The sequence below is a fragment of the Pseudomonas sp. P9_35 genome, assembly GCF_034008205.1.
Lineage (GTDB): Bacteria > Pseudomonadota > Gammaproteobacteria > Pseudomonadales > Pseudomonadaceae > Aquipseudomonas > Aquipseudomonas kilonensis.
Map to the genome: position 1 here is coordinate 1060490 of NZ_CP125373.1, position 23356 is coordinate 1083845.

General features: G+C 59.2%; 11 protein-coding genes, 2 tRNA genes and 3 rRNA genes. 14 read left to right on the forward strand and 2 right to left on the reverse strand.

Annotated features, from left to right (window positions below; genetic code table 11):
* Window positions 1–51 precede the first annotated feature (51 nt).
* From QMK47_RS04600 to QMK47_RS04655, 12 genes are all read left to right on the forward strand, one after another.
* Window positions 52–1545 (forward strand): CoA-acylating methylmalonate-semialdehyde dehydrogenase, encoded by a 1494-nt coding sequence (locus tag QMK47_RS04600; RefSeq protein ID WP_214513007.1) that lies wholly within the window; start codon window positions 52–54, stop codon window positions 1543–1545.
* Between the two features lie 625 nt (window positions 1546–2170).
* Window positions 2171–3707 (forward strand): 16S ribosomal RNA (locus tag QMK47_RS04605).
* Between the two features lie 123 nt (window positions 3708–3830).
* Window positions 3831–3907: transfer RNA gene (locus QMK47_RS04610), tRNA-Ile, on the forward strand.
* Window positions 3908–3917: 10 nt separating this feature from the next.
* Window positions 3918–3993, forward strand: a tRNA-Ala gene (locus QMK47_RS04615).
* Between the two features lie 242 nt (window positions 3994–4235).
* Window positions 4236–7127 (forward strand): 23S ribosomal RNA (locus tag QMK47_RS04620).
* 155 nt (window positions 7128–7282) lie between these two features.
* Window positions 7283–7398 (forward strand): 5S ribosomal RNA (gene rrf, locus QMK47_RS04625).
* The 16S, 23S and 5S rRNA genes sit together here with 2 tRNA genes alongside, the layout of an rRNA operon.
* Window positions 7399–7554: 156 nt before the next feature.
* On the forward strand, window positions 7555–11007 hold the full coding sequence (gene recC, locus QMK47_RS04630; RefSeq protein ID WP_320389858.1) for an exodeoxyribonuclease V subunit gamma: 3453 nt from the start codon (window positions 7555–7557) through the stop codon (window positions 11005–11007).
* Window positions 11004–14693 (forward strand): exodeoxyribonuclease V subunit beta, encoded by a 3690-nt coding sequence (gene recB / locus QMK47_RS04635; protein WP_320389859.1) that lies wholly within the window; start codon window positions 11004–11006, stop codon window positions 14691–14693. Before recC ends, recB begins: the two co-directional genes overlap by 4 nt.
* Window positions 14690–16786, forward strand: a complete 2097-nt coding sequence (gene recD / locus QMK47_RS04640) for an exodeoxyribonuclease V subunit alpha (RefSeq protein ID WP_320389860.1) — start codon at window positions 14690–14692, stop codon at window positions 16784–16786. The genes recB and recD overlap by 4 nt, the downstream gene beginning before the upstream one ends.
* 139 nt (window positions 16787–16925) lie before the next feature.
* On the forward strand, window positions 16926–17501 hold the full coding sequence (locus tag QMK47_RS04645) for a YfiR family protein (protein WP_320389861.1): 576 nt from the start codon (window positions 16926–16928) through the stop codon (window positions 17499–17501).
* Window positions 17498–18766 carry a diguanylate cyclase domain-containing protein gene (locus QMK47_RS04650; RefSeq protein ID WP_258690309.1) on the forward strand — a complete coding sequence of 423 codons (1269 nt, stop codon included), beginning with the start codon at window positions 17498–17500 and terminating at the stop codon, window positions 18764–18766. The genes QMK47_RS04645 and QMK47_RS04650 overlap by 4 nt, the downstream gene beginning before the upstream one ends.
* Before the next feature lie 3 nt (window positions 18767–18769).
* Entirely contained in the window at window positions 18770–19273 is a 504-nt protein-coding gene (locus QMK47_RS04655) for an OmpA family protein (RefSeq protein ID WP_258690310.1), read from the forward strand.
* Here the strand turns inward: QMK47_RS04655 and QMK47_RS04660 are convergent.
* A complete protein-coding gene (locus tag QMK47_RS04660; protein ID WP_046063064.1) occupies window positions 19270–20217 on the reverse strand; it encodes a LysR family transcriptional regulator in 948 nt (315 codons plus the stop codon). The two genes, QMK47_RS04655 and QMK47_RS04660, sit on opposite strands and share 4 nt — an antisense overlap.
* A gap of 140 nt (window positions 20218–20357) precedes the next feature.
* Here QMK47_RS04660 and QMK47_RS04665 point away from each other — a divergent pair, with 140 nt between their 5' ends.
* Window positions 20358–21884, forward strand: a complete 1527-nt coding sequence (locus QMK47_RS04665; protein ID WP_003197536.1) for a CoA-acylating methylmalonate-semialdehyde dehydrogenase — start codon at window positions 20358–20360, stop codon at window positions 21882–21884.
* A gap of 10 nt (window positions 21885–21894) precedes the next feature.
* The gene (gene mmsB / locus QMK47_RS04670; protein ID WP_214512151.1) at window positions 21895–22782 is read left to right on the forward strand and encodes a 3-hydroxyisobutyrate dehydrogenase; all 888 of its coding nucleotides are present in this window, start codon (window positions 21895–21897) and stop codon (window positions 22780–22782) included.
* Window positions 22783–22996: 214 nt separating this feature from the next.
* Here the strand turns inward: mmsB and QMK47_RS04675 are convergent, their stop codons facing one another.
* Window positions 22997–23341: a cupin domain-containing protein gene (locus tag QMK47_RS04675; protein WP_003197542.1), complete on the reverse strand. Its 345-nt coding sequence runs from the start codon at window positions 23339–23341 to the stop codon at window positions 22997–22999.
* Window positions 23342–23356: the final 15 nt, after the last annotated feature.

Sequence of the window (23356 nt, forward strand, 5' to 3'; positions counted from 1 at the left end):
CGATAACGGGCGTCCGGTCACGGGCGCCTGTGGATAATTCTGGAGTCCCCCATGAGCCTCATCCCGCATTTGATCAATGGCGAACTGCTGAGCGACAGCGCTCGCACCGCCGATGTGTTCAACCCGTCCACTGGCCAGGCCATCCATAAAGTACCGTTGGCTGATCGCGCGACCATCCAGCAGGCCATCGACGCCGCGAAGGCGGCTTTCCCGGCCTGGCGCAATACACCGGCGGCCAAGCGCGCGCAGGTGATGTTTCGTTTCAAGCAACTGCTGGAGCAGAACGAGTCGCGCATCGCGCAGTTGATCAGTGAAGAACACGGCAAGACGTTGGAAGACGCGGCCGGTGAGCTCAAGCGTGGCATCGAAAACGTCGAGTTCGCCTGTGCGGCACCAGAAATCCTGAAAGGCGAATACAGCCGTAACGTAGGACCGAACATCGACGCCTGGTCAGACTTCCAGCCTCTGGGCGTGGTGGCGGGCATCACGCCGTTCAACTTTCCGGCGATGGTGCCGCTGTGGATGTATCCGCTGGCGATCGTTTGCGGTAACTGCTTTATTCTCAAGCCGTCCGAGCGTGACCCGAGTTCGACGTTGCTGATCGCCCAGTTGTTGTTGGAAGCCGGTTTGCCCAAGGGCGTATTGAGCGTGGTGCACGGCGACAAGGCTGCGGTGGACGCGCTGATCGAAGCGCCGGAAGTGAAGGCGCTGAGTTTTGTTGGTTCAACGCCGATTGCCGAATACATCTATGCCGAGGGCACTCGGCGCGGCAAACGTGTCCAGGCGCTGGGTGGGGCGAAGAACCATGCGGTGCTGATGCCGGATGCGGACCTGGACAATGCCGTCAGCGCGCTGATGGGCGCGGCGTACGGTTCGTGTGGTGAACGCTGCATGGCGATTTCGGTGGCGGTGTGTGTCGGCGACCAGGTGGCGGATGCGCTGGTGACCAAGCTGGTGCCGCAGATCAAGGCGCTGAAGATTGGTGCAGGTACATCCTGTGGGCTGGACATGGGGCCGTTGGTGACGGGGCAGCATCGGGACAAGGTCAGCGGCTATATAGAAGACGGTGTGGCGGCGGGTGCTTCGCTGGTGGTCGACGGCCGTGGCTTGAGTGTGACGGGGCATGAGGAAGGTTTCTTCCTGGGTGGCTGCCTGTTTGATCGCGTGACACCTGAGATGCGCATCTATAAGGAAGAGATCTTTGGGCCGGTACTGTGTATCGTCAGGGTCAATAGCCTGGAAGAGGCGATGCAATTGATCAACGATCACGAGTATGGCAACGGTACCTGCATCTTCACTCGCGATGGCGAGGCTGCGCGGTTGTTCTGCGATGAGATCGAAGTCGGCATGGTGGGCGTCAACGTTCCATTGCCGGTGCCGGTTGCCTATCACAGCTTTGGCGGCTGGAAGCGCTCGCTGTTCGGTGACTTGCACGCCTACGGCCCGGACGGCGTGCGTTTCTATACCCGTCGCAAAGCTATTACCCAGCGTTGGCCGCAGCGTGCCAGCCATGAGGCTTCGCAGTTTGCGTTCCCCAGCTTGTAACCGGTAAGTGAAGAGGCCGGCGCCCTTGGGCGCCGGCCTGTGTGTTTGCGGTGCTTTTTGACTGATGTGACAGAATTGTGAAAAAAGGTGTTGACGGCAGATTCTGGAAGTCTATAATTCGCCCCACTTCCGGCGCAGTCGAAACGGAAAACTCCTTGAGATTCAATGAGTTAAGTAGGTTTCGAAGGTGTTGGGCTTCAGTTCATCGAGGCCCGGAAGGAGCAGGTAGAGCGGTGTTGTTTGGCTCTATCGGCGGTTCGATCTTCTCGGTCGAAAGCGGTGAAAAAGAGGTGTTGACAGCAGCGAGTAACGCTGTAGAATTCGCCTCCCGCTAACGAGAGATCGGAAGCGCAAGTGGTTGAAGTTGCAAAGGAAACTTTGAAAGCTTCTGAAAATAACCGCTTGACAGATACACGGGGCGCTGTAGAATGCGCGCCTCGGTTGAGACGAAAGACTCAGCCAACCGCTCTTTAACAACTGAATCAAGCAATTCGTGTGGGTGCTTGTGGAGTCAGACTGCTAGTCAACAGATTATCAGCATCACAAGTTACTCCGCGAGAAATCAAAGATGTAACCAACGATTGCTGAGCCAAGTTTAGGGTTTTCTCAAAACCCAAAGATGTTTGAACTGAAGAGTTTGATCATGGCTCAGATTGAACGCTGGCGGCAGGCCTAACACATGCAAGTCGAGCGGTAGAGAGGTGCTTGCACCTCTTGAGAGCGGCGGACGGGTGAGTAATGCCTAGGAATCTGCCTGGTAGTGGGGGATAACGCTCGGAAACGGACGCTAATACCGCATACGTCCTACGGGAGAAAGCAGGGGACCTTCGGGCCTTGCGCTATCAGATGAGCCTAGGTCGGATTAGCTAGTTGGTGGGGTAATGGCTCACCAAGGCGACGATCCGTAACTGGTCTGAGAGGATGATCAGTCACACTGGAACTGAGACACGGTCCAGACTCCTACGGGAGGCAGCAGTGGGGAATATTGGACAATGGGCGAAAGCCTGATCCAGCCATGCCGCGTGTGTGAAGAAGGTCTTCGGATTGTAAAGCACTTTAAGTTGGGAGGAAGGGCATTAACCTAATACGTTAGTGTTTTGACGTTACCGACAGAATAAGCACCGGCTAACTCTGTGCCAGCAGCCGCGGTAATACAGAGGGTGCAAGCGTTAATCGGAATTACTGGGCGTAAAGCGCGCGTAGGTGGTTCGTTAAGTTGGATGTGAAATCCCCGGGCTCAACCTGGGAACTGCATTCAAAACTGTCGAGCTAGAGTATGGTAGAGGGTGGTGGAATTTCCTGTGTAGCGGTGAAATGCGTAGATATAGGAAGGAACACCAGTGGCGAAGGCGACCACCTGGACTGATACTGACACTGAGGTGCGAAAGCGTGGGGAGCAAACAGGATTAGATACCCTGGTAGTCCACGCCGTAAACGATGTCAACTAGCCGTTGGGAGCCTTGAGCTCTTAGTGGCGCAGCTAACGCATTAAGTTGACCGCCTGGGGAGTACGGCCGCAAGGTTAAAACTCAAATGAATTGACGGGGGCCCGCACAAGCGGTGGAGCATGTGGTTTAATTCGAAGCAACGCGAAGAACCTTACCAGGCCTTGACATCCAATGAACTTTCCAGAGATGGATTGGTGCCTTCGGGAACATTGAGACAGGTGCTGCATGGCTGTCGTCAGCTCGTGTCGTGAGATGTTGGGTTAAGTCCCGTAACGAGCGCAACCCTTGTCCTTAGTTACCAGCACGTAATGGTGGGCACTCTAAGGAGACTGCCGGTGACAAACCGGAGGAAGGTGGGGATGACGTCAAGTCATCATGGCCCTTACGGCCTGGGCTACACACGTGCTACAATGGTCGGTACAGAGGGTTGCCAAGCCGCGAGGTGGAGCTAATCCCACAAAACCGATCGTAGTCCGGATCGCAGTCTGCAACTCGACTGCGTGAAGTCGGAATCGCTAGTAATCGCGAATCAGAATGTCGCGGTGAATACGTTCCCGGGCCTTGTACACACCGCCCGTCACACCATGGGAGTGGGTTGCACCAGAAGTAGCTAGTCTAACCTTCGGGGGGACGGTTACCACGGTGTGATTCATGACTGGGGTGAAGTCGTAACAAGGTAGCCGTAGGGGAACCTGCGGCTGGATCACCTCCTTAATCGACGACCGCAGCTGCTTCATGAGCTCCCACACGAATTGCTTGATTCATTGAAGAAGACGATAGAAGCAGCTTTAAGCTCCAAGCTGATAGCTCACAGCTAACAGTTACAAGCTCGAAATTGGGTCTGTAGCTCAGTTGGTTAGAGCGCACCCCTGATAAGGGTGAGGTCGGCAGTTCGAATCTGCCCAGACCCACCAATTTTGTAATGGGGCCATAGCTCAGCTGGGAGAGCGCCTGCCTTGCACGCAGGAGGTCAGCGGTTCGATCCCGCTTGGCTCCACCATAAACTGCTTCTGAAAGCTTAGAAATGAGCATTCCATCAAGGTGATGGTGAATGTTGATTTCTAGTCTTTTGATTAGATCGTTCTTTAAAAATTTGGGTATGTGATAGAAAGATAGACTGAACGTTACTTTCACTGGTAACGGATCAGGCTAAGGTAAAATTTGTGAGTTGCTCTCATGAGCAAGATCGAATTTTCGGCGAATGTCGTCTTCACAGTATAACCAGATTGCTTGGGGTTATATGGTCAAGTGAAGAAGCGCATACGGTGGATGCCTTGGCAGTCAGAGGCGATGAAAGACGTGGTAGCCTGCGAAAAGCTTCGGGGAGTCGGCAAACAGACTTTGATCCGGAGATGTCTGAATGGGGGAACCCAGCCATCATAAGATGGTTATCTTGTACTGAATACATAGGTGCAAGAGGCGAACCAGGGGAACTGAAACATCTAAGTACCCTGAGGAAAAGAAATCAACCGAGATTCCCTTAGTAGTGGCGAGCGAACGGGGACTAGCCCTTAAGCTTCTTTGATTTTAGCGGAACGCTCTGGAAAGTGCGGCCATAGTGGGTGATAGCCCTGTACGCGAAAGGATCTTAGAAGTGAAATCGAGTAGGACGGAGCACGAGAAACTTTGTCTGAATATGGGGGGACCATCCTCCAAGGCTAAATACTACTGACTGACCGATAGTGAACTAGTACCGTGAGGGAAAGGCGAAAAGAACCCCGGAGAGGGGAGTGAAATAGATCCTGAAACCGTATGCGTACAAGCAGTGGGAGCCCACTTTGTTGGGTGACTGCGTACCTTTTGTATAATGGGTCAGCGACTTATTTTCAGTGGCGAGCTTAACCGAATAGGGGAGGCGTAGCGAAAGCGAGTCTTAATAGGGCGTCTAGTCGCTGGGAATAGACCCGAAACCGGGCGATCTATCCATGGGCAGGTTGAAGGTTGGGTAACACTAACTGGAGGACCGAACCGACTACCGTTGAAAAGTTAGCGGATGACCTGTGGATCGGAGTGAAAGGCTAATCAAGCTCGGAGATAGCTGGTTCTCCTCGAAAGCTATTTAGGTAGCGCCTCATGTATCACTGTAGGGGGTAGAGCACTGTTTCGGCTAGGGGGTCATCCCGACTTACCAAACCGATGCAAACTCCGAATACCTACAAGTGCCGAGCATGGGAGACACACGGCGGGTGCTAACGTCCGTCGTGAAAAGGGAAACAACCCAGACCGTCAGCTAAGGTCCCAAAGTTATGGTTAAGTGGGAAACGATGTGGGAAGGCTTAGACAGCTAGGAGGTTGGCTTAGAAGCAGCCACCCTTTAAAGAAAGCGTAATAGCTCACTAGTCGAGTCGGCCTGCGCGGAAGATGTAACGGGGCTCAAACCATACACCGAAGCTACGGGTATCACGTAAGTGATGCGGTAGAGGAGCGTTCTGTAAGCCTGTGAAGGTGAGTTGAGAAGCTTGCTGGAGGTATCAGAAGTGCGAATGCTGACATGAGTAACGACAATGGGTGTGAAAAACACCCACGCCGAAAGACCAAGGTTTCCTGCGCAACGTTAATCGACGCAGGGTTAGTCGGTCCCTAAGGCGAGGCTGAAAAGCGTAGTCGATGGAAAACAGGTTAATATTCCTGTACTTCTGGTTATTGCGATGGAGGGACGGAGAAGGCTAGGCCAGCTTGGCGTTGGTTGTCCAAGTTTAAGGTGGTAGGCTGGAATCTTAGGTAAATCCGGGATTCTAAGGCCGAGAGCTGATGACGAGTTACCCTTTGGGTGACGAAGTGGTTGATGCCATGCTTCCAAGAAAAGCTTCTAAGCTTCAGGTAACCAGGAACCGTACCCCAAACCGACACAGGTGGTTGGGTAGAGAATACCAAGGCGCTTGAGAGAACTCGGGTGAAGGAACTAGGCAAAATGGCACCGTAACTTCGGGAGAAGGTGCGCCGGTGAGGGTGAAGCACTTGCTGCGTAAGCCCACGCCGGTCGAAGATACCAGGCCGCTGCGACTGTTTATTAAAAACACAGCACTCTGCAAACACGAAAGTGGACGTATAGGGTGTGACGCCTGCCCGGTGCCGGAAGGTTAATTGATGGGGTTAGCTAACGCGAAGCTCTTGATCGAAGCCCCGGTAAACGGCGGCCGTAACTATAACGGTCCTAAGGTAGCGAAATTCCTTGTCGGGTAAGTTCCGACCTGCACGAATGGCGTAACGATGGCGGCGCTGTCTCCACCCGAGACTCAGTGAAATTGAAATCGCTGTGAAGATGCAGTGTATCCGCGGCTAGACGGAAAGACCCCGTGAACCTTTACTATAGCTTTGCACTGGACTTTGAATTTGCTTGTGTAGGATAGGTGGGAGGCTTTGAAGCGTGGACGCCAGTTCGCGTGGAGCCATCCTTGAAATACCACCCTGGCAACTTTGAGGTTCTAACTCAGGTCCGTTATCCGGATCGAGGACAGTGTATGGTGGGTAGTTTGACTGGGGCGGTCTCCTCCTAAAGAGTAACGGAGGAGTACGAAGGTGCGCTCAGACCGGTCGGAAATCGGTCGTAGAGTATAAAGGCAAAAGCGCGCTTGACTGCGAGACAGACACGTCGAGCAGGTACGAAAGTAGGTCTTAGTGATCCGGTGGTTCTGTATGGAAGGGCCATCGCTCAACGGATAAAAGGTACTCCGGGGATAACAGGCTGATACCGCCCAAGAGTTCATATCGACGGCGGTGTTTGGCACCTCGATGTCGGCTCATCACATCCTGGGGCTGAAGCCGGTCCCAAGGGTATGGCTGTTCGCCATTTAAAGTGGTACGCGAGCTGGGTTTAGAACGTCGTGAGACAGTTCGGTCCCTATCTGCCGTGGACGTTTGAGATTTGAGAGGGGCTGCTCCTAGTACGAGAGGACCGGAGTGGACGAACCTCTGGTGTTCCGGTTGTCACGCCAGTGGCATTGCCGGGTAGCTATGTTCGGAAAAGATAACCGCTGAAAGCATCTAAGCGGGAAACTTGCCTCAAGATGAGATCTCACTGGGACCTTGAGTCCCCTGAAGGGCCGTCGAAGACTACGACGTTGATAGGCAGGGTGTGTAAGCGCTGTGAGGCGTTGAGCTAACCTGTACTAATTGCCCGTGAGGCTTGACCATATAACACCCAAGCAATTTGTGAACTCGAAAGAGGCCAGATTGCGGTGTGTGAAGACGAAACGAACCGAAAGTTCGAATCTCACAAAACACCGACGCTATCACATACCCAATTTGCTGAAGCGAGGCCAACTGGCCACGACTCAGTACCCGAATTTCTTGACGACCATAGAGCATTGGAACCACCTGATCCCATCCCGAACTCAGCAGTGAAACGATGCATCGCCGATGGTAGTGTGGGGTTTCCCCATGTGAGAGTAGGTCATCGTCAAGATTAAATTCCGAAACCCCTATCTGCTGATGCAGGTAGGGGTTTTGTTTTGCCCGCAGGAAAGTTCTTACGACAAGCGCGGATAGCTCCCGGCTGTCACAACCCCCCGACAGTGCTAAGGTTCTGCCCCTAGCTTTTGCATTTTCAAGGATGCCTTTCATGCCGGACGCAACGTCCCTCAGCCCAGCTTTCATGGTGGTTCACGGGAACCGCCTTGATGAGTTGCGCAGCTTGGTAATCAGCTTGATGCGGCGCTATCCGCTGTCCCCCCTTGAAAATGAAATCGCTCTGGTACAGAGCAATGGCATTGCCCAATGGCTCAAGCTCGCACTGGCTGAAGACCCGGAAGACGATGATTCCGGCGGTTGCGGTATTGCGGCTGCCATTGATGTGCAACTGCCGGGCAGTTTCATGTGGCAACTTTATCGAACAGTCCTGGGACGCGATGAAATTCCGGCCAAGTCCCTGCTGGATAAGGCTCCGTTAACCTGGCGCCTGATGCGTCTGCTGCCGCAGTTGATCGAGCAGCCTCATTTCGAACCTCTGCGACGATTCCTTACCCACGACACCGACTTGCGCAAGCGCTATCAACTGTCCGAGCGTCTTGCCGATCTGTTCGACCAGTACCAGGTCTACCGGGCCGACTGGCTTGAGGATTGGGCCGAAGGTCGACACCAGACCAGAAATGTCCGAGGTGAAATAAAGCCGCTCGCGCCGGCAAATTGCTGGCAAGCGGAACTGTGGCGAGCCTTGTTGCTGGATGTGGGGGAGCAAGGCATGGCGCAAAGCCGTGCCGGCGTTCATCAGCGCTATATCGAACGTATCAACAGCCTGGAAACCGCTCCGAAAGGCCTGCCCGCACGGGTCATCGTGTTTGGTATTTCTTCGTTGCCTGCCCAGGTCCTGGAGGCGCTCGCCGGCCTTTCCCGGTTCAGCCAGGTTCTGCTCTGCGTGCATAACCCGTGTCGCCATCATTGGGCGGACATCGTCGCCGACAAGGATTTGTTGCGTCACCAATACAAGCGCCAGGCACGCAAGGCTGGCATGCCCGTCGTCCTCGATCCGCAAACCCTGCATCAGCATGCCCATCCGTTATTGGCCGCCTGGGGCAAGCAAGGGCGCGACTATATCAACCTGCTCGACAGCTACGATGACCCCAACAGCTATCGCTCGGTATTTCGCGATGGGCGAATCGACCTGTTCACTGATGGGACCCCCACGACCCTTCTCAGCCAGTTGCAGGATGACATCCTGGAGCTGCGCCCCCTGAATGAAACCCGGGAACACTGGCCTGTCGTCGATCCGGAGCGAGACGGCTCGATCCGTTTTCATGTGGCGCATGGCGCCCAGCGCGAGGTTGAAATTCTCCACGACCAATTGCTGGCCCACTTCAGTGCGGATCCGACCCTGCGCCCACGGGATATCATCGTCATGGTCCCGGACATCGACAGTTATGCACCGCACATTCGCGCAGTGTTCGGCCAGCTCGACAGGAGCGACCCGCGGTTCATCCCCTTCACGTTGACCGACCAGGGCCAGCGTGGACGTGATCCACTGCTGATCGCCGTCGAGCATTTGCTCAAGCTGCCGGACAGTCGTTTTCCGGTCAGCGAAATCCTCGATCTGCTGGATGTCCCGGCGTTGCGCGAACGGTTTGGCATCGATGAGGCCGACCTGCCGACACTGCACCGCTGGATCGAAGGGGCAGGCATTCGTTGGGGGATGAGTGCCGAGCACCGTGCCGGCTTGGGCCTGCCTGCCGAGCTTGAGCAGAACAGCTGGCATTTCGGCTTGCGTCGCATGTTGCTGGGGTATGCCGTCGGCAGTTCGAACGCTTATGAGGGCATTGAGCCTTATGACGAGATCGGTGGCCTGGATGCGGCGTTGATCGGTCCCCTGGTTGCTTTGCTGGATGCCCTGGAAGTCGCCCATCATGAACTCACCCGGCCGGCATCGCCGCAGCAATGGGGTTCACGCCTGCAAGATCTGATGCAGCTGTTTTTCCAGGCAAGCAACGAGCATGACGACTATTTGCTGGCCCAACTCGAAGACTTGCGTGAAACCTGGCTGGAAACCTGTGAGTCGGTGGGGCTGCACGATGAATTGCCGCTGACGGTGGTACGCGAGGCGTGGTTGGCCGGACTGGATCAGGGGCGACTGTCCCAGCGCTTCCTGGCCGGCGCAGTCAACTTCTGTACCTTGATGCCGATGCGCGCGATCCCCTTCAAGCTGGTGTGCCTGCTGGGGATGAATGATGGTGATTACCCGAGAGCCCAGCCGCCTTTGGACTTCGACCTGATGGGTGGCGATTATCGTCCGGGCGATCGTTCCCGCCGTGAGGACGACCGTTACCTGCTGTTGGAAGCGCTGCTTTCTGCCCGGGAAAAGCTGTACATCAGTTGGGTGGGGCGCAGTATTCGCGACAACAGTGAGCGCCCGGCATCGGTGTTGATCGGCCAACTGCGCGATCATCTCGCCGGTGGCTGGCGGTTGGCAGATGACAGCAAGCCTCTTCTCGATGCCCTGACCCAGGAGCATCCGCTGCAACCGTTCAGTGCGCGTTATTTCCATCAAGGCGATGCGCTGTTCAGTTACGCCAGCGAATGGCGAATGCTCCACGACATCTCCGATGACGCCGACACAACCCAGGTGCTGGAGCCTTACGTTCAGGAAGAACCCTTGGGCCTCGGTCAGTTGCAGGACTTCCTGCGCAATCCTGTTCGCCATTTCTTCAGCCAGCGGCTGAAAGTGTTCTTCGAGGCCATCGAAGCGCCTCTGGCCGATGACGAACCTTTCGTGCTCGATGCGCTGCAACGCTACAGCCTGAGTGACAGCTTGCTCGAGGCCGCCCTGGTACGCCTGGACCAACCGGATCTTGCCCTTACCGCTCACGCCAAAAGACTGCAGAACAGCGGCCTGTTACCCATGGCCGGTTTCGGTGAATGCATGCAGCGTGAATTGATCGAACCTCTGCCGGATCTGCTCCAGCGGTACCAACAGCTTCTGGCGTTATGGCCGACACCGTCGGTCAGCGCTGTGCCAGTCAGCCTGCAATTGCAGGGAGTGAATGTCGAGGGCTGGCTCAGTGGTTTGCACCAGCGTTCCGACGGTGCGGTCCTCGCCATCACGGCCATACCCAACAGCATCGGCTCCACCAAAACCCGTAAGTGGCATCGCCTGATACGACCTTGGGTCAACCATCTCGTGGCCTGCGCTAATGGCTTGTCGTTGACGACGGCACTGGTGGCCAGTGATGACAGCTTGCTGCTGGCACCTTTTGAAGAGACTGTCGCACAAAGGCTACTGGGCGACATGCTGCTGGCCTGGCAGACCGGTATGCGCCAGCCGCTACCGATTGCGGTTAAGACGGCTTTCGCCTGGCTCGGCCAGACTGATCCGGGCAAGGCCGAAGCGGCGGCTCGCAAAGCCTATGAGGGCGATGGACAGACGTTTGAAGGCGAGCGGCGGGAAAGTCCGGCGTTGGCTCGACAGTTTGCTGATTTCGATGCCTTGATGGCTGACGAAACATTCCCCGATTGGTGCGATGCACTCTACCGACCATTGCTCGAAGCCCCATGGCGTTCATTGGTCAGCGAGGAGGCCCGTTCATGAGTCAGCAGGCACCATTGGCCCTGGCTTTCCCGCTGCGGGGCAGCCAACTGATCGAGGCCAGCGCCGGTACCGGCAAGACCTTCACCATTTCGGCGCTGTACCTGCGTCTGGTGCTGGGGCATGGCGGTTCGGCATCCGGCTTCGGCCGCGAGTTGCTTCCACCGCAAATCCTGGTGGTGACCTTCACGGACGCTGCCACCAAAGAGTTGCGTGAACGAATTCGCACCCGTCTGGCCGAAGCGGCGCGTTTCTTCCGTGACGAAATTCCCGCCCAGGACTCGCTGATCGCTGCGTTGCGCGATGAGTTCAACGCTGACCAATGGCCTGGCTGCGCGAACCGGCTGGACATCGCTGCGCAGTGGATGGACGAAGCGGCCGTCTCGACCATCCACAGTTGGTGCCAGCGCATGTTGCGTGAGCATGCCTTCGACAGCGGTAGCCTGTTCACCCAGACTCTGGAAACCGACCACAGCGAATTGCTGGGCGAGGTGCTGCGCGATTATTGGCGGTTGTTCTGCTATTCGATGCAAGGCGAGGCGCTGAACTGGGTACGTACTCATTGGGGAGGGCCTGCTGCGCTGTTGCCGCGGGTGCGAGGTTTGTTTTCCAGCGAGCGCGGCGACGGCGACGGGCTTGAGCCTGCCGAACTCATCGCCGCGGCCTTGCAGGAGCGCAGTGCCGCCTTGCTCGATCTCAAGGCGCCGTGGCGGCAATGGGCGGTGGAACTGTTGGAGATCTGCCAGCAAGGCGTGGCCAGCAAGGCTGTCGACGGGCGCAAGATGCAGGCGCGTTACTTCGAGCCATGGTTTCAGAAAATCACTGCCTGGGTCGATGACGAAAGCCTCGAGCTGTTGGACATCGGTACCGGATTCACGCGGTTGACGCCCGAGGGCATGGCCGAAGCCTGGAAAGGTGAAGTGCCCAACCATCCCGGGCTGGACGCCATGGCCAGTCTCAAGGCCAGCCTGGATGCGTTGCCCACGCCAGATGCCGCCGTGTTGCAGCATGCCGCGCAATGGGTCGGGGCGCGCTTCGAGGCAGAGAAACGTCGCCGCGCCGAGATGGGCTTCGATGACATGCTGCTGCGTCTCGATGCAGCCCTGCAGGCCGACGGAGGCGAGCGTCTGGCGAGCCTGATCCGCGAACAGTTTCCGGTGGCGCTGATCGATGAGTTCCAGGACACCGACCCGGTTCAGTACCGGATCTTCGAAAGCATCTACCGCATCGAAGACAACGACCCCGGGACCGGACTTTTCCTGATCGGCGATCCGAAGCAGGCGATCTACGCTTTTCGCGGCGCCGACATCTATACCTACCTGCGCGCTCGCGAAGCCACTGCTGGCAGGCTGCACACGCTGGGCACGAACTTCCGTTCCAGCCATGCCATGGTCGGCGCGGTAAACCATGTTTTCCAGAATGCCGAGTCCCGCCCGAAGGGGCGTGGGGCTTTTCTGTTCCGTGAGCCTTCGGGCGAGAACCCGGTGCCGTTCCTGTCCGTCGAGTCCCAGGGGCGCAAGGAGTCCTTGCAGGTTGCTGGGCAGGCGGTCGCGGCGCTGAACATCTGGCACCTGTCGTCGGACCAGCCACTTTCCGGTGCGGTGTATCGACAATCCATGGCGGCCGCCTGCGCCAGTGAAATCACGGCGTTGCTCAACGGCGGCCAGTCGGGGCGCGACGGCTTCACGGTCGATGGAAAAGTGCTGCGAGGCGTGCGCCCGGCAGATATCGCCATCCTGGTGCGCGATGGTAAAGAAGCGCAGGCGGTGCGAGACGCGTTGTCCGCGCGAGGCGTGCGCAGCGTGTATCTGTCCGACAAGGATTCGGTCTTTGCCTCGCAGGAAGCGCGGGACTTGCTGATCTGGCTCAGGGCCTGTGCCGAGCCGGATGCCGAACGACCGCTACGGGCAGCCCTGGCCAGCATCACGTTGAATCTGTCGCTGACGGAACTGGAACGTCTCAACCAGGATGAGCTGGCCTGGGAAGCACGGGTCATGCAGTTCCGCAGTTATCGTACGGTCTGGCGCAGCCAGGGCGTGCTGCCGATGTTGCGACGCCTGCTGCATGATTTCGAACTGCCCCAGGCCTTGATGGTGCGCAGCGATGGCGAGCGGGTGCTGACCAACTTGTTGCACCTTTGCGAACTGTTGCAGCAGGCCGCCGGTGAACTGGATGGCGAACAAGCCTTGATCCGGCATTTGTCCGAGCACCTGGCTTTGTCCGGGCAAGCGGGAGAAGAGCAGATCCTGCGCCTGGAAAGCGATGAGCAACTGGTCAAGGTGGTCACGATCCACAAGTCCAAGGGCCTCGAATATCCGTTGGTCTTCTTGCCCTTTATCTGTTCGACGAAACCGGTGGACGGCAGTCGATTGCCATTGCACTACCACGACGAGGCCAACAAGGCGCAGATCAGCCTCAAGCCCACTGCCGAATTGATCGCCAAGGCCGATGACGAGCGTCTGGCCGAGGATCTGCGGCTTCTCTACGTGGCACTGACCCGCGCACAACACGCCTGCTGGCTTGGTGTCGCGGATCTCAAGCGGGGCAGCAACAACCGCTCGATCCTCCATGTGTCCGCGCTGGGGTACTTGTTGGGTGGTGGTGCGCCGCTGGCCGAATCGGTGGAGTTGAGGCGTTGGCTGGAAGACCTGCAACAAGGCAGTGACGCGGTGAGCTACCAGCCAATGCCTGAGGCCACCGACGAGCACTACCGGCCCCCGCGCAACGAAGCCGTGTTGCTTGAACCCTTGGTACCCTTGCGAAAAGCCAGCGAGAACTGGTGGATCGCGTCCTACAGTGCCTTGCGCATCAGCGAAAGCCTGAGCGAAGGCAGCGATACCGCGCCAGAGAGTCCCCAGGCCCAGAAACTGTTCGACGATGAACGACTGGACCCGGACGCGCCCAGGGAGACCGTCGCTGTCGGTGGCGACATCCACCGCTTTCCCCGTGGCCCCAACCCCGGCACTTTCCTGCATGGCCTGCTGGAGTGGGCCGCAGGGGAGGGCTTTTCATCGGCGCCAACGGATATCGAGGATGCCATTGCCCGACGCTGCAATCGCCGAGGCTGGAAAGGCTGGATCACCACGCTGAGCGATTGGCTGCAGCACCTGATCAAGATGCCCATGCACGTCGGCGACGACCAGGCGCCAGTGGTGCTCGAACAGCTGAGCCGATTCCAGGTCGAGATGGAGTTCTGGTTCGCCAGCCACAAGGTCGATGTGCAAAAGCTCGACCAACTGGTTTGCCGGTTCACCCATGGTGGTGTGGCCCGCGTCGCGGCAGAACCGGTGCTGCTCAACGGCATGTTCAAGGGCTTCATCGATCTGACGTTCGAGCACGACGGCCGGTACTACGTGGCCGATTACAAATCCAACTGGCTGGGTGTCGATGACATGGCCTACACCGTACCGGCCATGGAACAGTCGATCCTGGACCATCGCTACGACCTGCAATACGTGCTGTACCTGTTGGCCCTGCATCGCCAGCTCAAGGCACGGCTCCCCGATTACGACTACGACCGGCATGTCGGCGGCGCGTTGTACCTGTTCCTTCGCGGAACCCGCTCAGCCAGTCAGGGCGTGTATTTCACCAAGCCGCCACGGGCATTGATCGAACAACTGGATCGCCTGTTCCAGGGGGCGCCCGAACCCAAGGCTGAACCGGCGTGGGTACAGGGAGAGTTGCTATGAGTCGTTCTTTTGCCGACCTGCTGCCCAAATCGTCCGATGACGAAAGCCTGGTGGAGTTGGCGCCCTTGAGCCGTGCGCAGGACCTGCTGTTGTTATTGACGCGCTGGGTCGAGCGCGGCTGGTTGCGCGCCCTGGACAAGGCATTCGTGGCGTTCCTCCATGAACTGGCGCCCGACGATGATCCTTTGGTTCTGCTCGCCGCTGCATTGACCAGCCATCAACTGGGCCACGGCCATGTTTGCCTGGATGTGTTCGAGACCCTCAAGGAACCGGATTTTGCGCTGTCGCTGCCTCCCGAGGGTGACCTGCAGACGGGCGTGATGCTGTTGCCATCGCAAATATTGGCGACACTGGACGGCGTCCATTGGTGCAAGGCCCTGGCGTCCAGTCGTCTGGTGGCCCTGGCCGTGGATGGGAGCGAAGAGGCGCAGCAACGCCCGTTGGTGCTGTCCGGCAAACGTCTTTATCTGCGCCGCTACTGGGGTTATGAACGGCGAATCGATGAAGCGTTGCGTCAACGGCTTATCGAGCATGAAGCGGCGCCCGGTGACCTGCGCGAGCGTTTGGACGGGTTGTTCGGGCCGGCCAATGCCAGCGGCCCGATCGACTGGCAGAAACTGGCCTGCGCGCTGGCGACACGAGGGGCCTTCAGCATCGTGACCGGCGGCCCGGGCACCGGCAAGACCACGACCGTTGTGCGCCTGCTGGCCCTTCTGCAGGCTCCGGCCGTCGAGGCCGGGAAGCCGCTGCGGATTCGCCTGGCTGCGCCAACCGGCAAGGCGGCGGCGCGCCTGACCGAGTCCATCAGCCAGCAGGTCCGGACCCTGGATGTGGACGACGCGGTGCGCGAACGGATTCCCTGCGACGTCACGACAGTCCATCGTTTGCTGGGCAGCCGCCCGGGCACCCGGCATTTTCGCCACCATGCAGGCAATCGCTTGCCACTGGATGTGCTGGTGGTCGATGAAGCGTCGATGATCGACCTGGAGATGATGGCCAATCTGCTGGATGCCCTGCCGGCCCATGCACGGTTGGTGTTGCTGGGGGACAAGGACCAGTTGGCCTCCGTTGAAGCCGGTGCGGTGCTGGGGGATTTGTGTCGAGACGCCGAGGAGGGCTGGTACAGCCCCCGGACCCGAACCTGGCTTGAGTCGGCCAGTGGTGAAAACCTGGCGGCCAGTGACCTGCAACAGGACCTCGACGGCACTCATCCCCTGGCACAGCAAGTGGTCATGCTCAGGCATTCCCGGCGCTTTGGCGAGGGCAGCGGGATCGGTCAACTGGCTCGCTGGGTCAACCAGCAGCAGCCTGAAAAAGCCCGTCAGTTGCTGGAGCAAGGGCAGCATGCCGATCTGTCTTCCCTGAAATTGGCGAGTGAACACGACACGAAACTGGAAAAGCTGCTGCTCGACGGCAAGCCAGATGGGCCCCAGGGATATCGGCATTACCTGAGCCTGCTACGGCAGCGACGCCCGGCCATTTCTCGCCCGCTGGAAGACCGTTGCTGGGCCGATTGGGCCCGGGAAGTCCTGGCGGCCTTCGACGAATTCCAATTGCTTTGCGCGGTGCGCAAAGGTCCGTGGGGCGTCGAAGGACTGAACCTGCGAATCACCGCCGCCTTGCTCAAGGCCCGCCTTATCGATAGCGATCACCAGTGGTACGAAGGGCGCCCGGTGTTGATGACCCGCAATGACTATGGGCTGGGGCTGATGAACGGCGATATCGGTATCGCCCTCAAGTTGCCCGAGCGTGACGGCCCCGATGCCGGTAAACAGGTTCTGCGGGTCGCTTTCCCGCGCAACGATGGCCAGGGCGGTGTGCGTTTCGTCCTGCCCAGCCGCCTGAATGATGTGGAAACCGTGTATGCCATGACGGTGCATAAATCCCAGGGCTCGGAATTCACCCATACCGCGTTGATCCTCCCGGATGCGCTGAACCCGGTATTGACCAAGGAGTTGGTGTACACCGCCATTACCCGGGGCAAGCAATGGTTCAGCCTGATAGAGCCACGAGCGGGGGTGTTCGAGGAGGCGGTGCGGCGCAAGGTCAAGCGTTTGAGCGGGCTCATGTTGGAGTTGGAGGGGGATGACTGAATGATCAGCTTTCGTGATTCGATGCCGGAGTCACGATTTTGACTGTTTTCTGTCAGATATGTCCGTAGGGCGCCGGCTCGCTGGCTTTTTGGCACTGTGCTATCGTTCCGACACTTATCGTATGACCAAGAGATTTTCCATGAAAGTGGCGGTTCGGGAGGCGGTGCGCAGCAAGGACTGGGGGCATTATCTGCTTGCCGGTCTTCTGTGGTTGCTGTCGCCTATGGTGCTTGCCGAAGATCCGCCCTCCACGAGCCGGGCTGAACAGCGGGCCGAATCGGTCACTCAAGTCGTCTTGGGCATTCTCAGCTACGCACGCTGGCCAGTAGAGCCTGCGCAGTTGCAACTGTGCATCGTCGGCCCGACCCAATACACCGACGATCTGGTCAAAGGCACCACCCAGGCCACCGGTCGACCGGTGGCCGTACAGCGATTGCTGGCCGATCACCCCAACATCGCTACGGATTGCAACGCCGTCTACATCGGCAGGCTGACCAGCGACGAGCGCACCCGTCTGTTTGACTCCCTGATCGGCAAACCCGTGTTGAGCATCAGCGAAGGCGGTGACCAGTGCACCGTGGGGAGCCTGTTCTGTCTGCGGGTCGGTGATGAGCAGGTATCGTTCGAGGTCAACCTCGACTCGGTAGCGCGCAGTGGCGTGCGTATCCATCCGAGCGTTCTGCAGCTTTCCCGTCGCAGGCCGGCAGTACCATGAGCCTGTCCAAATCGCGGATCCTTCCCACCCTGGGCTCGGTCATCGGGCGCGGCCACCTGATTGTCGCGTTGGTGGCGATCACCATGGCCAGTGTTTCCCTGACGTTGCTGGGGGTGCTTGCGTTGCGGGTCTACGCCGATCACAACCTGCACCTGATCGCCCGTTCGATCAACTACACCGTGGAAGCCGCCGTGGTATTCGATGACGCGGCGGCGGCCACCGAGGCGCTGGCCTTGATCGCCTCCACCGAAGAGGTCGCCGATGCCCAGGTGCTCAATGAACATGGCCGTCTGTTGGCGCGTTGGCAGCGACCGGAAACAGGCCTGTTGTCGGGGCTGGAAGTGCACATTGCCAAGGCATTCCTGGAGAAGCCCATCAGCCTGCCAATCGTTCACCAAGGACAGAACATCGGCCGCATCGTGCTGGCGGGGCATGGCGGCAGCCTGTTGCGCTTTCTGCTCAGCGGCCTGACGGGGATTATCTTATGCACGGCGGTGAGTGCCTGGGTGGCGCTTTATCTGGCGCGGCGCCAGTTGCGGGCGATCACCGGACCATTGCGCAGCCTGGCCGAAGTGGCTCACGCGGCACGCAGCGAGCGGGCCCTGGACCGGCGGGTGCCGCCGGCCGCCATCGCCGAACTGGATAATCTGGCCAATGACTTCAATGCACTGCTCGACGAACTGGAGTCCTGGCAGACCCACCTGCAAAGCGAAAACGAAACCCTGGCCCACCAGGCCAGTCACGACAGTTTGACCGGCTTGCCGAACCGGGCGTTTTTCGAGGGCCGGCTGATCCGCGCCTTGCGCAACGCCAGCAAGCTCAACGAGCAAGTGGCCGTGTTGTACCTGGACAGCGACCGGTTCAAGGGCATCAATGACAATTTCGGCCACGCTGCCGGTGACGCGGTGCTGACGGCCGTGGCGACCCGGGTCCGGGCACAGTTGCGTGAAGACGACCTGGTCGCACGCCTGGGCGGCGATGAATTCGCCGTGCTGCTGGCGCCCCTGCACAACGCCGAGGACGCCGAGCGGATCGCTGAAAAAATCATCGCCAGCATGGAAATGCCGATTCAATTGCCCGGCAACGCCTCCGTGTTGACCTCCCTCAGTATCGGCATTGCCGTTTACCCGGATGATGGTGCCACACCGGGCACCCTGCTCCACGCCGCCGATGCGGCCATGTATCAAGCCAAACGCCTCGCCCGAGGCGGTCAACATACGGCGGAGTCGGATCACTCCGTCGCTGATCTTCAAACCAGGAGCTGACTCGTGCGTTCATCCCTTCAATTTTCCCTGCGCTGGTTCGCGACGCTTTTCCTGCTTGCCGTCGTGGTCCTGAGCGGTTGCCAGACAGCACCGCCGAAAGGCCTGACCCCGGCGCAAATTGCCGTACTCAAGCAACAAGGTTTCGAGCTGACTGACGATGGCTGGGCCTTCGGTTTGTCGGGCAAGGTGTTGTTTGGCAGCGATGTGGAAAACCTCAACCCGGCCAGTACCGAAATCGTCGAGCGTATCGGCAAGGCACTGCTGGGGGCGGGAATCCAGCGGGTACGTGTCGATGGCCATACCGACGCATCGGGCTCACAGGCCTACAACGAACAACTGTCGAAGCGGCGGGCCGCCAGCGTGAGCAAGGTGCTGACAAGCGTTGGCATGCACGAAGAGAACGTCCAATTGCGCGGCCTGGGCAGTAGCAAACCGGTCGCCTCCAACGACACCGCCAGCGGCCGCACCGAAAACCGCCGTGTCGCCATCGTGGTCAGCGCCGACTAGTCGGCGAACACCATCTCCCGGCTGTCGCCCATCAGCAGTGGCTGGTTCTGTTCAGTCACCTCGCGAATGTAATCCCACAACAACGTAATCCGCTTCAGCTTCCTCAAGTCCTCACGGCAGTACATCCAGAACTGCCGGGTGACGGTGATGTCCTCCGGCAACACCGGCAACAGCCGTGGGTCCTGGGCGGCGAGGAAACAGGGCAGGATGGCCAGCGAACGGCCTTGCTGCGCTGCCACGAATTGCGCGATCACGCTGGTGCTGCGCAGGTGGGCATTGGCGCCGGGCAGTACGTTGGCCAGGTAGAGCAATTCGGAACTGAACGCCAGGTCATCCACGTAGCTGATGAACGAGTGCTTGCCCAGGTCGGCCGGGCGCTGGATGGGTGGGTGGTTGTCCAGGTAGGACTGAGTGGCGTAGAGCTGCAGTCGGTAGTCGCACAATTTGCAGCACACATACGGGCCATGTTCGGGGCGTTCGAGGGCGATGACGATGTCGGCTTCGCGCTTGGAGAGGCTGATGAAGTGCGGCAGCGGGAGAATGTCTACCGAAATGGCCGGGTAGGCGTCGACGAAGTGGCTCAGTTGCGGGGTGATGAAGAAGCTGCCGAAGCCTTCGGTGCAGCCCATGCGCACGTGGCCGGACAGCGCGACGCCGGAGCCTGAGACCTGTTCGCAGGCCATGTGCAGGGTGCTTTCGATCGATTCGGCGTAACCCAGCAGGCGCTGGCCTTCGGCCGTCAGGACAAAACCGTTGGTCCGGGATTTCTCGAACAGCAGCGTGCCCAACGAGGCTTCCAGCGAGCTGATGCGTCGCGACACCGTGGTGTAGTCGACAGCCAGGCGCTTGGCGGCCGTGCTGGCCTTGCGGGTGCGGGCCACTTCGAGGAAAAACTTGAGGTCGTCCCAATTCAGCGACCCCAGGGAGGTGATGTTTTTTTGCATGTTGGACCGGCTTTTATGTGCATTCTTATTAGAAGTTTGCACATCTATACTCCAAAAACAGTCCCATCACCAAGCGTGTCCCGTGCACCTTGGTTTTTGCTGAACCAACGCTCTCTATAAGAACAATCCCGGAGGCCAGCATGAACGTTTCCCTTACGCCCAGCGACACCACCCTGCAAACCGTCAGACTGCTGATCGATGGCGAGTGGGTTGAATCCCAATCCAGTGAATGGCACGACATCGTCAACCCGGCCACCCAGCAGGTGTTGGCGAAGGTTCCGTTCGCCACGGCCTCGGAAGTCGATGCCGCCATCGCCGCTGCCCAGCGTGCTTTCCAGACCTGGAAACTGACCCCCATCGGCGCGCGGATGCGCATCATGCTCAAGCTCCAGGCGTTGATCCGCGAGCATTCCAAGCGCATCGCCGCGGTGCTCAGCGCCGAACAGGGCAAGACCATCGCTGATGCCGAAGGCGATATTTTCCGTGGCCTGGAAGTGGTCGAGCACGCCTGTTCCATCGGCACCCTGCAGATGGGCGAATTTGCCGAGAACGTCGCCGGTGGCGTTGACACCTACACCCTGCGCCAACCGATTGGTGTGTGCGCGGGCATTACCCCGTTCAACTTCCCGGCGATGATTCCGCTGTGGATGTTCCCGATGGCCATCGCCTGCGGTAACACCTTTGTGCTCAAGCCATCGGAACAGGACCCGCTGTCGACCATGCTCCTGGTGGAACTGGCCATCGAGGCCGGCGTGCCGGCGGGCGTGCTCAACGTGGTGCATGGCGGCAAGGACGTGGTGGATGCGCTCTGCACCCACAAGGACATCAAGGCGGTTTCGTTCGTCGGTTCGACGGCAGTTGGCACCCACGTGTATGACCTGGCGGGTCGTCACGGCAAGCGCGTGCAGTCGATGATGGGCGCCAAGAACCACGCGGTGGTGTTGCCTGATGCCAATCGTGAACAGACCCTCAACGCCTTGGTCGGCGCCGGTTTCGGCGCGGCGGGCCAGCGTTGCATGGCCACTTCCGTGGTGGTGCTGGTGGGCGCGGCCAAGCAGTGGTTGCCGGAGCTCAAGGCCCTGGCACAGAAGCTCAAGGTCAATGCTGGCAGCGAGCCGGGCACTGACGTCGGCCCGGTGATTTCCAAGCGCGCCAAGGCACGGATCCTCGAATTGATCGAGAGTGGCGTGCAGCAAGGGGCGAAGCTGGAGCTCGATGGTCGTGGTATCAGCGTGCCGGGTTTCGAGCAGGGCAATTTCGTTGGCCCGACCCTGTTTTCCGGCGTGACCACCGACATGCGTATCTACACCGAGGAAATCTTCGGCCCGGTGCTGGTGGTGCTGGAAGTCGACACCCTGGATCAGGCAATTGCCCTGGTCAATGCCAACCCGTTTGGCAACGGCACTGGCCTGTTCACCCAGAGCGGTGCGGCGGCGCGCAAATTCCAGAGCGAAATCGACGTCGGCCAGGTGGGCATCAACATTCCGATTCCGGTGCCGGTGCCGTTCTTCAGCTTTACCGGTTCCCGCGGTTCGAAACTCGGCGACCTTGGTCCGTACGGCAAACAAGTGGTGCAGTTCTACACTCAGACCAAGACCGTGACCGCGCGCTGGTTCGATGATGACAGCGTCAATGACGGTGTGAACACCACCATCAATTTGCGTTAAGGAGCCGGACATGAACATCGCATTTATCGGCCTGGGCAACATGGGCGCCCCCATGGCGCGCAACCTGCTCAAGGCTGGCCATTCGCTGAACCTGTTCGACCTGAACCAGACGGTGCTGGCTGAACTGGCAGCATTGGGCGGCACGATCAGCGCCTCGCCGCGCGACGCGGCCCAGGGCGCTGCCCTGGTGATCACCATGCTGCCGGCCGCCGCCCATGTGCGCAGTGTCTGGCTGGGTGAAGACGGTGTGCTGGCCGGCATCGCTGCCGGTACGCCAGCGGTGGATTGCAGCACCATCGATCCACAAACCGCCCGCGACGTGGCGGCTGCCGCGGCGAAACAAGGGGTGGCGATGGCCGATGCGCCGGTCTCGGGTGGCACCGGTGGTGCGGCGGCGGGCACGTTGACCTTCATGGTCGGTGCCACGGCCGAGTTGTTCGCCACCTTGCAACCGGTGCTGGCGCAAATGGGCCGTAACATCGTGCACTGTGGCGAAGTCGGCACCGGGCAGATCGCCAAGATCTGCAACAACCTGCTGCTGGGGATTTCCATGGTCGGTGTCAGCGAAGCCATGGCGTTGGGCGATGCCTTGGGGATCGACACCCAGGTGTTGGCCGGCATCATCAACAGTTCAACGGGCCGTTGCTGGAGTTCGGACACCTACAACCCATGGCCGGGCGTGATCGAAACGGCACCGGCGTCCCGGGGCTACACGGGGGGCTTTGGCGCCGACCTGATGCTCAAGGACCTGGGCCTGGCGACCGAAGCCGCGCGGCAGGCCCGTCAGCCGGTGGTGCTGGGGGCGGTGGCGCAGCAGTTGTACCAGGCGATGAGCCAGCGGGGCGAGGGCGGCAAGGACTTTTCGGCGATTGTGAACAGCTATCGCAAGCCGCAGTAAGAGCGGCGATATCGACGGGCTTTTGTGGCAAGGGCAATTGTCTGTGGGAGCAAGGCTTGCCCGTGATTACAGGCGATGCGGTCTCTGAGAGAACGAGGTGCCTGCATCGCGGGCAAGCCTTGCTCCCACAGATTGCTCCGTCGCCACAGAGGCTGCGCAATCTACAAAGTTGTTTTCCGAGAGACCATGTCGGGTGGTCTCTCGGTTTTTTGTTTCAGGCAAAGACGAAATATTTGCGCACGGTCTCGACCACTTCCCAGGTGCCCTTCATGCCTGGCTCGACGACAAAGATGTCACCGGCCCGCAGATGGATCGGCGCCATGCCGTCCGGGGTGATGATGCAGTAGCCTTCCTGGAAATGGCAGTACTCCCACTTCACGTAATCCACACGCCATTTGCCGGGTGTGCAGATCCAGGTGCCCATGATCTTGCTGCCGTCTTCGCTGGTGTAGGCGTTGAGGTTGACGGTGTGCGGGTCGCCTTCGAGTTTTTCCCATTTGCAGGCGTCGAGTACGGGCAGCGGATGGGTGTCGCGCAGGACGGTGATGGGTGCGGTCATGTGAGCTCCGAAAGG